The sequence below is a fragment of the Aureimonas sp. SK2 genome (assembly GCF_029813115.1).
Taxonomy (GTDB): domain Bacteria; phylum Pseudomonadota; class Alphaproteobacteria; order Rhizobiales; family Rhizobiaceae; genus Aureimonas.
Genome location: NZ_JAPZDS010000002.1, coordinates 117,835 through 130,529, shown reverse-complemented (window position 1 = coordinate 130,529; position 12,695 = coordinate 117,835). Strand labels below are relative to the sequence as shown.

Sequence of the window (12,695 nt, the reverse complement as noted above, 5' to 3'; positions counted from 1 at the left end):
CTAGTCGAAGATCGGAACGTGCGGCGCGGCGTCGCGCGGCAGGAGGCCGGCCAAGCGCGGGTCGTCGTTGATCTCGACCTCCTGGGCGACCGCCTTGAAGCCCGAGCGGGCGTAGAAGGCGAGCGCGCGCGGGTGGTCCATCGTGTTGGTGTGGAGCCAGAGCCGCGTCGCCCCCTTTGAAAAGGCGGTGCGAATCGCGTGGTTCATCAGGCGGCGCGCGGCGCCCGTCGCCTGCCGTGCGGCCGTGACGCCGAAATACTTGATCTCGCAGATCCCCCCGCCTTCCGACCAATCCAGTTCGAGAAGCCCTTCGAGCCGCCCGTTCACGCGCTCGCCGAAGACCTCCGTCGTCGGGCTCGCGAGCGTCGCCTCCAGCGCTTCGCGCGTCATGAACAGGCGTGTCAGCCAGAGATAGTCCTGGCCCACGCGGCGGAAGAGGTCGAGATAGTCGTCGGCCGAGATGCCCTCCAGCGAGACGACCTCGCCGTCCAGACTGTCCGGTTCCGCGCGCGGCGGCGCCTCCTCGCGCATCTCCAGGGTGGTCGCGATCGCGGCGATCTTGCCGCGGCCGATCGGGGTGAAGCGGGGGCTGTCGCTCATGAGGGTCCTGCGCAAACGTCCTTCCGGCCGGATGCCACGGCGCCCGCCCCGGGGCAAGGCCGCATACGAAAAGGCCCGCCCCGGTCTCCCCGGGCGGGCCTTTTCGTTTCACGTGTGTCCGGGCGCCCGAAAACGCCCGGGGTCCGAGATTACTCGGCGTCGCGCTTGTTCATGGCGGCGGCGAGGATGTCGCCCAGCGAGGCGCCGGAGTCGGTCGAGCCGTACTGGGCGACCGCTTCCTTCTCCTCGGCGATCTGCAGCGCCTTGATCGACACGCCGACGCGGCGGGCCTTCTTGTCGAACTGCGTGACGCGCGCGTCGACCTTCTGGCCGACCGAGAACTTCTCGGGGCGCTGGTCGTCGCGGTCGCGGCCGAGGTCGTTGCGGCGGATGAAGGCGGTGAGATCGGTGTCCACGATCTGGACCTCGATGCCGCCCTCGTTCACCGACGTGACCTCGCAGGTGACGATCGCGCCGCGACGCAGCTCGCCGGACTCGGCGGCCTGGGCGAACGAATCGCCGCCGACCTGCTTGATGCCGAGCGAGATGCGCTCCTTCTCGACGTCGACGTCGAGAACCTGGGCGCGCACGGTGTCACCCTTGTTGAACTCGTCGATGACCTGCTCGCCCGGACGCGACCAGTCGAGATCCGACAGGTGGACCATGCCGTCCACGTCGCCCTCGAGGCCGATGAACAGGCCGAACTCGGTCTTGTTCTTGACCTCGCCCTCGACGATCGTGCCGACCGGGAACTGGTCGCGGAACGCTTCCCAGGGGTTCTGGAGCGTCTGCTTGAGGCCCAGCGAGATGCGGCGCTTGACCGGATCGACCTCGAGCACGACCACTTCGACTTCCTGCGAGGTCGACAGGATCTTGCCCGGATGGACGTTCTTCTTGGTCCAGCTCATCTCCGAGACGTGAATCAGGCCTTCGATGCCCGGCTCCAGCTCGACGAAGGCGCCGTAGTCGGTGATGTTGGTCACGCGACCGGAGACCTTCACGCCCATCGGGTACTTGACGCCGATGCCCTCCCAGGGATCCGCCTCGAGCTGCTTCATGCCGAGCGAGATGCGGTGGGTTTCCTGGTTGATGCGGATGATCTGCACCTTCACCGACTGGCCGATCTGGAGGATCTCGGTCGGGTGGTTGACGCGGCGCCAGGCCATGTCCGTCACGTGCAGCAGGCCGTCGATGCCGCCGAGGTCGACGAACGCACCGTAGTCGGTGATGTTCTTGACCACGCCGTCGACGATCTGGCCTTCCTCGAGGTTCTGGACGATCTCCGAGCGCTGCTCGGCGCGGCTCTCTTCGAGAACCGTGCGGCGCGACACGACGATGTTGCCGCGGCGCTTGTCCATCTTGAGGATCTGGAACGGCTGCGGGGTGTTCATCAGCGGGCCGACGTCGCGGATCGGACGGATGTCGACCTGGGAGCGCGGCAGGAAGGCCACGGCGCCGTCGAGGTCGACCGTGAAGCCGCCCTTGACCTGGTTGAAGATCTGGCCTTCGACCTTTTCGCCGGCGTTGAACTTGACCTCGAGCTTGACCCAGCTCTCCTCGCGGCGCGCCTTGTCGCGCGACAGGACGGCTTCGCCGAGCGCGTTCTCGATGCGCTCGACATAGATGTCGACCACGTCGCCGACCTTGAGGGTGGACTCGCCGCCCTTCTGGCCGAATTCCTTGAGGGCGACGCGGCCCTCGACCTTCAGGCCGGCGTCGATGACGGCCATGTCCTTCTCGATCGCGACGACCGTTCCCTTGACCACGGCGCCTTCGGCGACATCGTTCTCATGGAAGGACGCTTCGAGAAGCGCGGCGAAATCGTCGCGCGAGACTGCTGCGTTGGACATTCGTTCTCCTTGGGACCCCGCCTCTATCCGAGGCTCGGGGCATCGCGCCGGGGGTTCGTCGCTACGGGGCCGTCCGGCCGGTTCCGCCTCCGGCCGCGCCCGCGCGTTGCGGGTGGGCTGGGGGCACGGGAAGCCCGGCCTCAGATGGCGGGAAACCCGTTTCGGCGCGAGGAACCGGCGGCCGGCGGTGAATTCAAACCTGGAAACGCATGCGGGCCGCCCTGCGGCTGGCCCGGGGGCCGGTCGATGGACGGCGTCTACGCTCCGTTCCGTGGATGTGGCGACGCGTCGACGATACGACAAGCCGCCTGGAACGCTTCCTCTATATCGAGTTCGCTCGTGTCCAGCAAGGCGGCGTCGGGCGCGGCCCTGAGAGGGGCTGCGGCGCGGCCCGAATCGCGCTCGTCTCGCGCGCGCACCTCGGCGAGGATCGTCTCGTAGTCGACCGCCCGGCCCTTGGCGAGAAGCTCGTCCGTGCGGCGGCGCGCGCGCACCTCCGCCGAGGCGGTCACGAAGATCTTAACCTCGGCCTCCGGGCAGATCACGGTGCCGATGTCGCGCCCGTCGAGCACCGCCCCGCCCGGCCGACGCGCGAAGCCGCGCTGGAACTCGGTCAGCGCCGCGCGCACCGGCGCGTGGATCGCGACGCGGGAGGCAAGCTCGCCCGCCTCCCGGCCGCGTAAGGAACCGTCGTCGAGGACGGCGGGGTCGAGCGCGCGCGCCACCTCTCCCATCGCGGCCGCGTCGTCGAGATCGAGGCCGCGCTCGTGCGCCACACGGCCGATCGCGCGGTAGAGAAGGCCGGTGTCGAGATAGGCGAAGCCGTAATGGGCGGCGAGCCGCTGGGCGATCGTGCCCTTGCCGGCCGCCGCGGGTCCGTCGATCGCCACCGTGAACCCCATGCGCCCGCTCTCTTGCCCGTCCGCTTCCGATCCGTCCCTTTTGAAGCCTCGCGCCCCGAAGCTCAACGGATCGTCGCGGGTCGCCGAAAATTTCCCCATGCAGGCGAAGAGGGTGCCGAGAAGGCGCCCGAGAACGAAGGGGATGGTGACGAAGAACAGGATCGCCGCGAGCGAGCCGAGGAACCAAAGGAGGGAAAGGAGGGTCGCCAGCGTCCGGCTGCCCGCAGCCGCCTGCCAGTCGGCAAGATCCGATCCCGACAGGCGGAGTGCCAGCGCAAGGCCGAGGACCAGGGGCCAGACGAGCTTGGGCAGCGCCGTCGCCGCCACCGAGCGACCGCGCGCGCTCGCCCCCGCCTGCACCCGCCCCGCGAAGGAGCGGGCGTAGATGAAGGCGAGCGGCGAGAAGAAGAGAAGCGCGAGAAGGGCGGCGAGCCAGCCGTTCAACGCGTCGCCGGCTCCAGCGTGCCGCCGAGACCCGTGACGAGGCCCTCGAACTCGGGAAAGCTCGTGGCGATCATGGTCGCGTCGTCCACCGTCACCGGCTTCTCCGACGCGAGGCCCATGACGAGGAAGCTCATGGCGATGCGGTGGTCGAGATGGGTCTCGACTGTGCCGCCGCCGAGGCCCCGGCCGTCCGGACGCCCGGTGACGGTGAGCCAGTCGGGGCCTTCCTCGTGAGCGACGCCGTTGGCGGCAAGACCCGCGGCCACCGCCGCGAGGCGGTCGGATTCCTTCACGCGCAGCTCGTCCAGCCCCTCCATCCGCGTCGTGCCCTCGGCAAAGGCGGCGGCGACCGCGAGCACCGGATACTCGTCGATCATGGACGGCGCGCGGGCGGCGGGCACGGAGACCCCACGCAGCGCGGAGTGGCGGACATGCAGGTCGGCGACGTCCTCGCCGCCCGACAGGCGCGGGTTCACGATCTCGATGTCGGCGCCCATCTCGCGCAGCGTCTCGACGAGGCCGGTGCGGGTCGGGTTCATCAGGGCGTTCTCGACCACGACATCCGAGCCGGGCACGAGAAGGGCCGCGACCACCAGGAAGGCCGCCGAGGAGGGATCGCCCGGCACCACGAAGTCGGGCACGCCCTTCAGCTCGCCCTGCCCCTGAAGGCGGATGGTGCGCACGCCCGCGCCGTCGGTCTCGACCGAGACGCTGGCGCCGAAACCTTCCAGCATCTTCTCCGTGTGGTCGCGCGTCATCACCGGCTCGATCACGGTGGTGACGCCCGGCGTGTTGAGACCGGCGAGGAGCACGGCCGACTTCACCTGCGCGGAGGCCATGGGCACGCGGTATTCGATCGGGGCGGCGATGCGCGGACCGCGCAAGGACAGCGGCAGGCGGTCCTTGCAGCGGGCCAGAACCTGGACGCCCATCTCGCGGAGCGGATCGAGGACGCGCGCCATGGGCCGGCGCGAAAGGGAGGCGTCGCCGACGAAGGTCGTGGTGAACTCGTAAGTCCCGACAAGGCCCATGGTGAGGCGCGAGCCGGTGCCGGCATTGCCGAAGTCGAGCACGCCCTCGGGCTCCAGGAGCGCGCCGTTGCCCACGCCGTCGATCACCCAGGCCTCGCCGTCCCGCTCGATGCGGGCGCCCATCTGGCGCATGGCGCGGCCGGTGGCGAGCACGTCCTCGCCCTCCAGAAGGCCGGTGACGCGCGTGCGGCCCGAGGCGAGCCCGCCGAAGAGAAAGGCGCGGTGCGAGATCGACTTGTCTCCGGGCACGCGCACCCGGCCCCGGAGGGCGCCGGTGCGCCGGCTGGTCAGGGGGCGGGGGGCGGAGGCGTGGCCGGACATGGAGTTCCTCGGACGAGCGGTCGACAGGACGGATCGGGCGGCCGCTGGGCGGCCGCTTCGGCGCAAGGCCCTATCATGGGCGACGCGGGGCGTCACGCATGCATGGCTCCCCCGCTCCCGCGCGCTTTGACAAGCGGGGGTGCAGGCCGTAAGGGACCACCGATTTTTCGGCGGGAACGATCGGCCCATCGCCGCCCTTTCCCGTCCTCCTCGAACCGCTCCCACGAGGCCCCCCGCCATGGCAAAGCCCGAACTCGGCACCAAACGCATCGACCCGGAAACGGGCCGCAAGTTCTACGACCTGGGCAAGGACCCGATCGTCTCGCCCTTCACCGGCAAGAGCTACCCCTTGTCCTTCTTCGAGACGGTCAAGGCGTCTTCGGCCCGCGCCGCGCGCGTCGAGGAAGAGGAGGAGCAGGAGGAGGTCGAGGTGACGGAGGTCGCCGATACCGACGAGGAGACGGTGTCGCTGACCGACGTCGCGGAGGACGAGGACGGCGGCTCGTCGTCCGACCTGCCGAACGTCGACGGCAACGAAGATGACGACGTCATCGACGACGACGATTCGGACGACGACGACACGTTCCTCGCCGACGACGAGGACGAGGACGACGACATGACCGACATCATCGGCGGCGGCCGGGACGACGAGGACGACGTCTGACCAGGCCGGAATGCGGTGCCACGAGGGGCGGTGAGGGAAATCCTCCCGCCCCTTCTTTTTTCGCTTGATCTCCCGTCCGCATTGTCATACCTAGCCGCCACACCGGTCGCGGGGCCTGCCCAAGGGTCCCGACGGAATGTCCGCCTCGGCGGCGATGGGGCCATAGCTCAGCTGGGAGAGCGCTACAATGGCATTGTAGAGGTCAGCGGTTCGATCCCGCTTGGCTCCACCACTTCCCGAAGTCCGAGGCGATGGATCGCACGGCTTCTCTCCGTTTCTACCGACGATCGTTCTTCAACCGGCCCGATGTCGCTGCGCGGCGCCGTAAGGTCTGGACCTCGCCTCCCGTCCCCGGCCCGACAGAAAGCCATCCGTTCCTGCCGCGATGCCGGACGGGATGCCGGATGACCGCTTGGCGACCGCGCGAAGCGCTCGTCTCGCGTGTCGCGACAGGATTTGCAAGAATCATTTTTGGTTGCCGGTTGTTATTTCCACAATAAACACATAGGTTCTGCAGATCGAACTTTGTCGGTCGATCCTATTCCCGGCGCTGATGCGCCCGAACGATCCTCTTCTGCACTGTCGATTTCTGTATCGCTTCGCATTCGGCGCGGCGAGCAATTTGCGCGTGTCTTGAAAGGGCATCGTCATGACCAACGGAACCGTGAAGTTCTACAACGAAACCAAGGGCTTCGGCTTCATCGCACCGGACGAGGGCGGCAACGACGTCTTCGTCCACGCCTCGGCGCTTGAGCGCTCGGGGATGCGGGGCCTTGCCGAGGGCCAGAAGGTCAGCTTCGAGGTGGTCGCCGACCGCCGCTCGGGCAAGAACGCCGCCGAAAACATCAAGGCTCTCTGAAGACCGCACCTTCCCTTGCGACCGCGGATGTACCGGCGCGAGGGAACCGGTCTTCGGAAGGAAAGGCTGGGCATCGCCCGGCCTTTTCGCGTTTCAGACCTTTGATATGGAAATACTTGGCAGGCGATATTTGCCCGGCGAAATGCATAGGATGTTTCGCGGCAAAACATAACCCGGCTCCAGCCAAGTAAAGAGCCGCTTCCGAGGGGGAACGCCACCGGTCCCCACCGCTTTCTGAGCCATGACGGACGCTCGGAAAGGACAGCGGACATGAACAGACGACAACTGGCCGGCGGCCTCCTCGGCGCGGCGGTGCTCAGTGCGGCCCCCGGCCTTGCCTTGGCCCAGCGGCGCGCCCCGGCCGACCGGATGAAGATGCCGATCCTGATGGGCGGCGACTTCTCCACCGCGACCAGCAAGCTCGCGGCGCGCATGGCGCGGAGCCCGGCGGTGCGCGAGTTCGCCAAGCTCGAGATCACAGAGCAGGCCGCCGTGGCCCAGGCCTTCGGTGCCCGCCCGGGCGCTGCCGGCCTCAGACCCGACCAGGCCGCGATCGTCGCCGAACTCGAGGCGGCACGCGGCTCCATGTTCGACATGATGTATGTCGACGGCCAGATCGCCGGCCACCGCGAGCTTCTCGACCTCCATCGCCGCTATGCCCGGAACGGCTCCGACCCGATGGCGCGCGGCGCCTCCATCGTCGGCGTCACCGGCATCGAGACGCATCTGTTCCTGCTCCAGAACATCCGGCGCCAGATCGCCTGATCGGCTTCCGTGCCCCTCGCCCTGCCGGCCGGCCGGGCGAGGCCGCCCCTCTTCGCTTCAGACAAGGACCACCCGATGGCCAGAGAGAAGACCCTGAACGACGCCTTCTACGAGACCCTCAAGGACGTCTACTACGCTGAGAAGGCGTCCGTGCGCGCGCTCAAGAAGTCCGCCAAGGCCGCGCAGGCCGACGATCTGCGCGACGCCTTCGAGACACACGCCGAAGAAAGCCAGGGCCAGGTTGAGCGGCTTCAGCGCGTGTTCGAGATCATCGGCAAGGCGGCGCGGGGCAAGACCTGCGAGGCGATGCAGGGCCTCACCGCCGAGATGGAGGAGGACCTCGAGGACTTCGGCGAGACCGACGCCGCCGACCAGGTGCTGATCGGCTGCGCCCAGGCGATCGAGCACTACGAGATCGCCCGCTACGGCCTTCTGAAGTCGTGGGCGACCAAGCTCGGCTACGACGAGGCCGCTGATCTCCTCGACCAGACCCTCCAGGAGGAGAAGAAGACCGACGATCTCCTCAACCAGATCGCCGAGGGCCTCGCCTACGAGCGCTCCGAGGCTGCGGCCTGAGCCGCGCTTCCCCCATACCGAAAGGGACGACCCCATGTTCTACACCGATGGCAAGCTGCAATATCCCGTGCGTGTCGAGCGCCCCAACCCGCATTTCGCCCGCGCCCTCCAGCAGGCGATCGGCGGCGTGGAAGGCGAGATCCGCGTCGCCCTCCAATACATGTTCCAGGCCTTCGGCGCGCGCGGGCCGGCCAAGTACCGCGACATGCTTCTCAACACGGCGACCGAGGAACTCGGCCATATCGAGATGCTCTCCACCGCCGTGGCGCTCAACCTCGAGAACGCCCCCCTGTCCTTCCAGGAGGAGGTCTCGGCGGACGCCATGGGCGGCGCCGTGCTGAACGGCATGGACATGCGCCACATCCTGTCGACAGGCCTGGCCGCCCTGCCGTCCGACGCCAACGGCGTGCCCTTCGACTGCTCGCACGTCTACGCCTCGGGCAACCTTGCCGCCGACATGTACGCGAACGTGACGGCCGAGAGCTCGGGCCGGGTGCTCGCCGTGCGGCTCTACAACATGACCGACGATCCCGGCATGAAGGACATGCTGAGCTTCCTGATCGCCCGCGACACGATGCACCAGCAGCAGTGGCTGGCCGCGATCGAGGACATGGGCGGGGCGGCCGAGAACCTGCCGATCCCGAACTCCTTCCCGCAGTCGCAGGAAGCCGGCGAATACAGCTATGCCTATTTCGGGCACATGGTGGACGGCTCCATCCCGGAAGGGCGCTGGAGCGCCGGCCCGTCGATGGACGGGCGCGCGGAGTTCTCGGCGATGAAGTCCGCGCCGATGGGCGACAAGCCCGCCCTCGCCCCGGCGCGGCCCGACGGCGGCGCGCAGGCGCGGCAGAGTTCCAAGTCCGGCACCACCGGCATCCTCGGCAAGGTCGAGGGCGCGATCGAGCGCAACCTCTGAAGCCCTCCGGCCTCGCTTGAACGCGGGCGGCGGGTGCCGTGACGGCGCCCGCCGCCCTTGCCGTCGAAACGCGGATCGCTATGGATGGGGGCGAAGCCGGCTCCATCCGGCGCGTTCCGCAAGGACCAGCAATGCCCACATCCGACGATACGATCCGTGTCATGGCCGGCGCGGTGATGAAGCTGCAGGCGCAGCTCCAGGCGCAGGATCTTCTCCTGCGCGGCCTTTATGCCGAGCGCGCGCTCCAGCGCGGCACCTTTCCGCAGGAGGCGGCCGAGGAGGTGCTCGGCCTCGGCGCCGCGCTCTCCGCCGACGAGGAGGACGGTTTTGAGGGCCACGACCGGCACCTGGCCGACGTACGCGCCGCCCTCAACGCCTTCGCCATGACGCTCCGGGCGCAGCTCGACGAGAGCCGGCTCTGAAGAGACCGGTCCGGCGGGCGTGCCCGCCGAACCAAATGCGGCTCAGACCACCGTTCCCAGCGTCTCGTCGGCGTCCGTGTCCGGATTCTCTCCCGACGGCGCGGGGTCCGCGTCCGTCGCGAGGCCCGTGCCGCCGGTGCCGCCCGGCTGGGCGGCGGGCGTGCCCTGGCCGGGGTTCTCCGACGTCCGGTCCAGGGGCTGGCGGCCGATGTCGCCGATGCCCCCGCCGTGGTCGGCTTTGTCCTGAGCAGCCTTGTCCCGAGCGGCCGCCTCGCTGTCTTCCATCGCCTTCGTCTCATTCGCCATGGCATGTCTCCTTCGGCTGGGAGACGCGCCAAGGTCCGCCGCCGTTCCGACGAAGCGTTTTGCCGGCACCGGATCGACAGCCCGCCGGGTCCGCCTTATCTCTGTTCTGCGGTTTGGGAGGCTTCGATGAAACGTCTTCTGGTGCTCGGGTTCGCCCTTGTCGGCCTGTCGGGCTGCGTATCGGACTATCCGGTCTACGACGACTACCCTGTCTACGAACCGCGGCCGCGCATCTACGACGCCCGGCCGGTCGTGGTCTACGAGGACCGCTATCGCCCGCGGCCCGTCTATCGCCCCGGCCGCGACCCCTATTGGCGCGACGATCGCCGCTTCGGGCGCTACGACCGGCCGCGCTACCGCGAGGACCGTCGCTTCTACGACGGTCCGCGTGACCGCGGTCCGCGCTACGACAGGCCCGACCGTCCCCGCTTCGATCGGCCGGCGCCCCCGCCGCCGCGCATCGCCGAATCGCCCCCGGTCCGCAACCCACGCCTCGATCCGCCGCCGCCGCGCGCGGTGGAGGGCGGACAGCCGGGGATCGATGTCGGCCGCGCCTTCGGCGGTCGGGCCGTGCCGGCAGCCGGCGGCCCGCCGCGCCCCTACATTCCGCCCCAGCCGGCGAACTAGCGGCGGTTTCCGCGGCCCGCCGGAAGCCGCCTGACTTTCCCATGCCCGGCGCCCCGGCGCCGGTATTCCCGAGACATTCGAGGATCGCGCATGCCGTCCACCCCTTCGCCCCAAGCCTGTGCCACGGATGAGGCGCGGCTTCGCACGCTCCACGAATACCGCGTGCTCGATACCGAGCCCGAGGCCGGGTTCGACGCCATCGTGCGCGAGGCCTCGCTGGCCTGCGCCGCGCCCGTCGCGCTGGTCACCCTGGTGGACAGAGAGCGGCAGTGGTTCAAGGCGCGCCACGGGCTCGACCAGACCGAGACGGTGCTGGACCAGTCGGTCTGCGCCCATGCGCTCGGCGGTCGCGACCTCCTCGTGATCCCCGATCTCAGCCAGGACCCACGCACGGCCGCCAACCCGCTGGTCACCGGCGGCTCGCACCTGCGCTTCTATGCCGGCGCCCCGCTGGTGGCGCCCAACGGTCATGTGCTGGGAACGCTCTGCGTGGTGGACGACGTGCCCCGGCCCGCCGGCCTGTCGCCCGAGCAGGCCGAGCGGTTGCGGGCGCTGGCCGACGACGTCATGCGCCATCTGGAGACGCGGCGCCGGGCAGCCCCCGCCGGGGACGCCGCCCGCCGGTGACGCGGCCCGGATCGGGCCTGATTCTCCACGCCGGGCGGGCGGCGCCGCTTCGACGCCCGTATGGGCCGCGATGCACGCCACCGTTGCGGACGCATCCAGCTTCACGCAACCCATGCCCTCGTGCCGACGCAATCGCTGTGTCATGATGGCATCACGGAAACGAGAGCGGGGCGACAGGGTATGGCCGGAGGGGGATCGGTGCGACCGCGCATGCGCCTGAAGCACGCGGCCGCGCTGGCGGCCGGCCTGATGGGCGTGGCGCTCGGCACCACGGCCACCGCGCGCCCCGAGACGCGCACCCTGCGCCTCTACCACATCAACCTCCACGAAGCGTCCGAGATCACCTTCAAGCGCGACGGCAAATATCTGCCGGACGGGCTGAAGAAAGCGAACTGGGCGCTGCGCGACTGGCGCCGCAACCAGCCGACCACCATGGACCCGCGTCTTCTCGACCTCCTCTGGGAGGCCTACCAGAAGAGCGGCTCGCACCTGCCGATCCATGTGATCGGCGGCTTCCGGGCGCCCGAGACCAACAAGATGCTGCGCTCGCGCTCGGCCCATACGGGCGTCGCCGAGCATTCCCAGCACATGCTCGGCAAGGCGGTCGACTTCTTCATCCCCGACGTGCCGCTCGCCAAGCTGCGAGAGATCGGCCTCAAGATGCAGATCGGCGGCGTCGGCTTCTATCCGCGCTCGGGCGCGCCCTTCGTGCATTTCGACGTCGGCTCCGGGCGCTACTGGCCGCGCATGAGCCGGCAGGAGCTGACGCGCATCTTCCCCGACGGCAAGACGATCCACCTGCCGGCCGACGGCAAGCCGCTGCCGGGCTATGCCGAGGCCATGGCCTCCTACAAGAAGCGCAAGGGCGCCTCCGACCTCATGGTGGCCGATTCCGGCTCGACGGCGCCGCGCCGCTCGTTCCTCGCCGCCCTGTTCGGCGGCGGGCGCGACGAGGCGGAGGACGAGGCCGATACGGAGGCCGCGCCGATGCTGGCCAAGAAGGCCGCGCCGCCGCCGCCGGCCGCGCCCGAACCGGTTCCGGCAAAGCCCGCCGAACTGCCGCCGGGTGTCGCCATGGCCGATGCCGGGGCCTTCGACGCCTCCGCGCCCAAGGGTGCCGCCGCCGTTGCGGTCGCGGCCCTGGCCACCCCGGAGCGCGTGCCGCTGCCGACCCATGCCCCGGCCCGCACCCCCGAGCCCGAGGCGGCCGAGCCCGACCCGATCAACGCGGTCCTGGTGGCAGCGCTGGCGGAAGATGCGGCCACGCCGGCCGCCCTGCCGCACGCCATCCCGATGCCCCACGAGCGGCCCGCCGCCTCGACCGCGGCGTCCGAGATCGCCGCCGAGCTGGCCGCCGCCGCTCCGGCCCCGGCGCCCGAGCCCACGGTGCTGGCGGCGGCCTTCGCCCCGGCCCTCCATGCGCCCATGCCGCACGCCCGGCCTCCGGTCCTGGAAGCCTCGCTCGACCGGCGCGCCCCGCCGGCCGCCGTCGCCAGCCCGACCGGGCGCGGCGGGCGCGTCGCGGGAACACCGAAGCCTCAGAAGCGTGTCGCCGCACGGCCGCACGGCTCGCAGTTCGCCATCGCCGCGCTTCTCGCCGATCCCGAGCGCCGCGCGCTGGAGGAGGCGCCCGCCCTTCCGAGCGCCGAGAAGCTGGTGGCCGACCGGCCGCACGACGTTCTCGCCCTCGGCTTCGCGCCGACCGGCGCCAAGCCCGGCAGCACCGCGCGCTTCACGGGCCGTGCGGTCAACTTCCTGCCCGTCCGGCACATCGACTGATCGCGG

Annotated in this window: 14 protein-coding genes and 1 tRNA gene; 10 read left to right on the top strand and 5 right to left on the bottom strand. The window is 69.8% G+C overall.

Features of this window, described 5'->3' with window-relative positions; genetic code table 11:
* From O5O54_RS03120 to aroA, 4 genes are all read right to left on the bottom strand, one after another.
* On the bottom strand, positions 1-600 hold the full coding sequence (locus tag O5O54_RS03120; RefSeq protein ID WP_279478910.1) for a GNAT family N-acetyltransferase: 600 nt from the start codon (positions 598-600) through the stop codon (positions 1-3).
* Positions 601-749: 149 nt separating this feature from the next.
* On the bottom strand, positions 750-2,450 hold the full coding sequence (gene rpsA, locus O5O54_RS03115) for a 30S ribosomal protein S1 (RefSeq protein WP_279478909.1): 1,701 nt from the start codon (positions 2,448-2,450) through the stop codon (positions 750-752).
* Positions 2,451-2,707: 257 nt separating this feature from the next.
* Positions 2,708-3,352: a (d)CMP kinase gene (gene cmk, locus O5O54_RS03110; protein ID WP_279479408.1), complete on the bottom strand. Its 645-nt coding sequence runs from the start codon at positions 3,350-3,352 to the stop codon at positions 2,708-2,710.
* 440 nt (positions 3,353-3,792) lie between these two features.
* Positions 3,793-5,148: a 3-phosphoshikimate 1-carboxyvinyltransferase gene (aroA, locus tag O5O54_RS03105; RefSeq protein ID WP_279478908.1), complete on the bottom strand. Its 1,356-nt coding sequence runs from the start codon at positions 5,146-5,148 to the stop codon at positions 3,793-3,795.
* Between the two features lie 238 nt (positions 5,149-5,386).
* On the opposite strand from aroA, the gene O5O54_RS03100 reads away from it, so the two are divergent.
* From O5O54_RS03100 to O5O54_RS03070, 7 genes are all read left to right on the top strand, one after another.
* Positions 5,387-5,812 carry a TIGR02300 family protein gene (locus O5O54_RS03100; RefSeq protein ID WP_279478907.1) on the top strand — a complete coding sequence of 142 codons (426 nt, stop codon included), beginning with the start codon at positions 5,387-5,389 and terminating at the stop codon, positions 5,810-5,812.
* Positions 5,813-5,968: 156 nt separating this feature from the next.
* A tRNA-Ala gene (locus O5O54_RS03095) sits at positions 5,969-6,044 on the top strand.
* Between the two features lie 417 nt (positions 6,045-6,461).
* The gene (locus tag O5O54_RS03090) at positions 6,462-6,671 is read left to right on the top strand and encodes a cold-shock protein (protein ID WP_279478906.1); all 210 of its coding nucleotides are present in this window, start codon (positions 6,462-6,464) and stop codon (positions 6,669-6,671) included.
* A 270-nt stretch (positions 6,672-6,941) separates the two neighbouring features.
* Entirely contained in the window at positions 6,942-7,436 is a 495-nt protein-coding gene (locus O5O54_RS03085; RefSeq protein WP_279478905.1) for a DUF4142 domain-containing protein, read from the top strand.
* Positions 7,437-7,511: 75 nt separating this feature from the next.
* Positions 7,512-8,012, top strand: a complete 501-nt coding sequence (locus O5O54_RS03080; RefSeq protein ID WP_279478904.1) for a ferritin-like domain-containing protein — start codon at positions 7,512-7,514, stop codon at positions 8,010-8,012.
* Positions 8,013-8,046: 34 nt separating this feature from the next.
* On the top strand, positions 8,047-8,928 hold the full coding sequence (locus tag O5O54_RS03075) for a manganese catalase family protein (RefSeq protein WP_279478903.1): 882 nt from the start codon (positions 8,047-8,049) through the stop codon (positions 8,926-8,928).
* A gap of 131 nt (positions 8,929-9,059) precedes the next feature.
* Positions 9,060-9,350 (top strand): hypothetical protein, encoded by a 291-nt coding sequence (locus tag O5O54_RS03070; RefSeq protein WP_279478902.1) that lies wholly within the window; start codon positions 9,060-9,062, stop codon positions 9,348-9,350.
* A 42-nt stretch (positions 9,351-9,392) separates the two neighbouring features.
* Here O5O54_RS03070 and O5O54_RS03065 read toward each other — a convergent pair whose 3' ends face one another.
* Entirely contained in the window at positions 9,393-9,656 is a 264-nt protein-coding gene (locus tag O5O54_RS03065; protein WP_279478901.1) for a hypothetical protein, read from the bottom strand.
* Positions 9,657-9,782: 126 nt separating this feature from the next.
* On the opposite strand from O5O54_RS03065, the gene O5O54_RS03060 reads away from it, so the two are divergent.
* The 3 genes from O5O54_RS03060 (at position 9,783) to O5O54_RS03050 (ending at position 12,689) form a co-directional block, all read left to right on the top strand.
* Positions 9,783-10,283, top strand: coding sequence for a hypothetical protein (locus O5O54_RS03060; protein ID WP_279478900.1), 501 nt, complete (start codon positions 9,783-9,785; stop codon positions 10,281-10,283).
* A gap of 90 nt (positions 10,284-10,373) precedes the next feature.
* The gene (locus tag O5O54_RS03055; RefSeq protein WP_279478899.1) at positions 10,374-10,910 is read left to right on the top strand and encodes a GAF domain-containing protein; all 537 of its coding nucleotides are present in this window, start codon (positions 10,374-10,376) and stop codon (positions 10,908-10,910) included.
* A gap of 210 nt (positions 10,911-11,120) precedes the next feature.
* The gene (locus O5O54_RS03050) at positions 11,121-12,689 is read left to right on the top strand and encodes a DUF882 domain-containing protein (RefSeq protein ID WP_279478898.1); all 1,569 of its coding nucleotides are present in this window, start codon (positions 11,121-11,123) and stop codon (positions 12,687-12,689) included.
* Positions 12,690-12,695 lie beyond the last annotated feature (6 nt).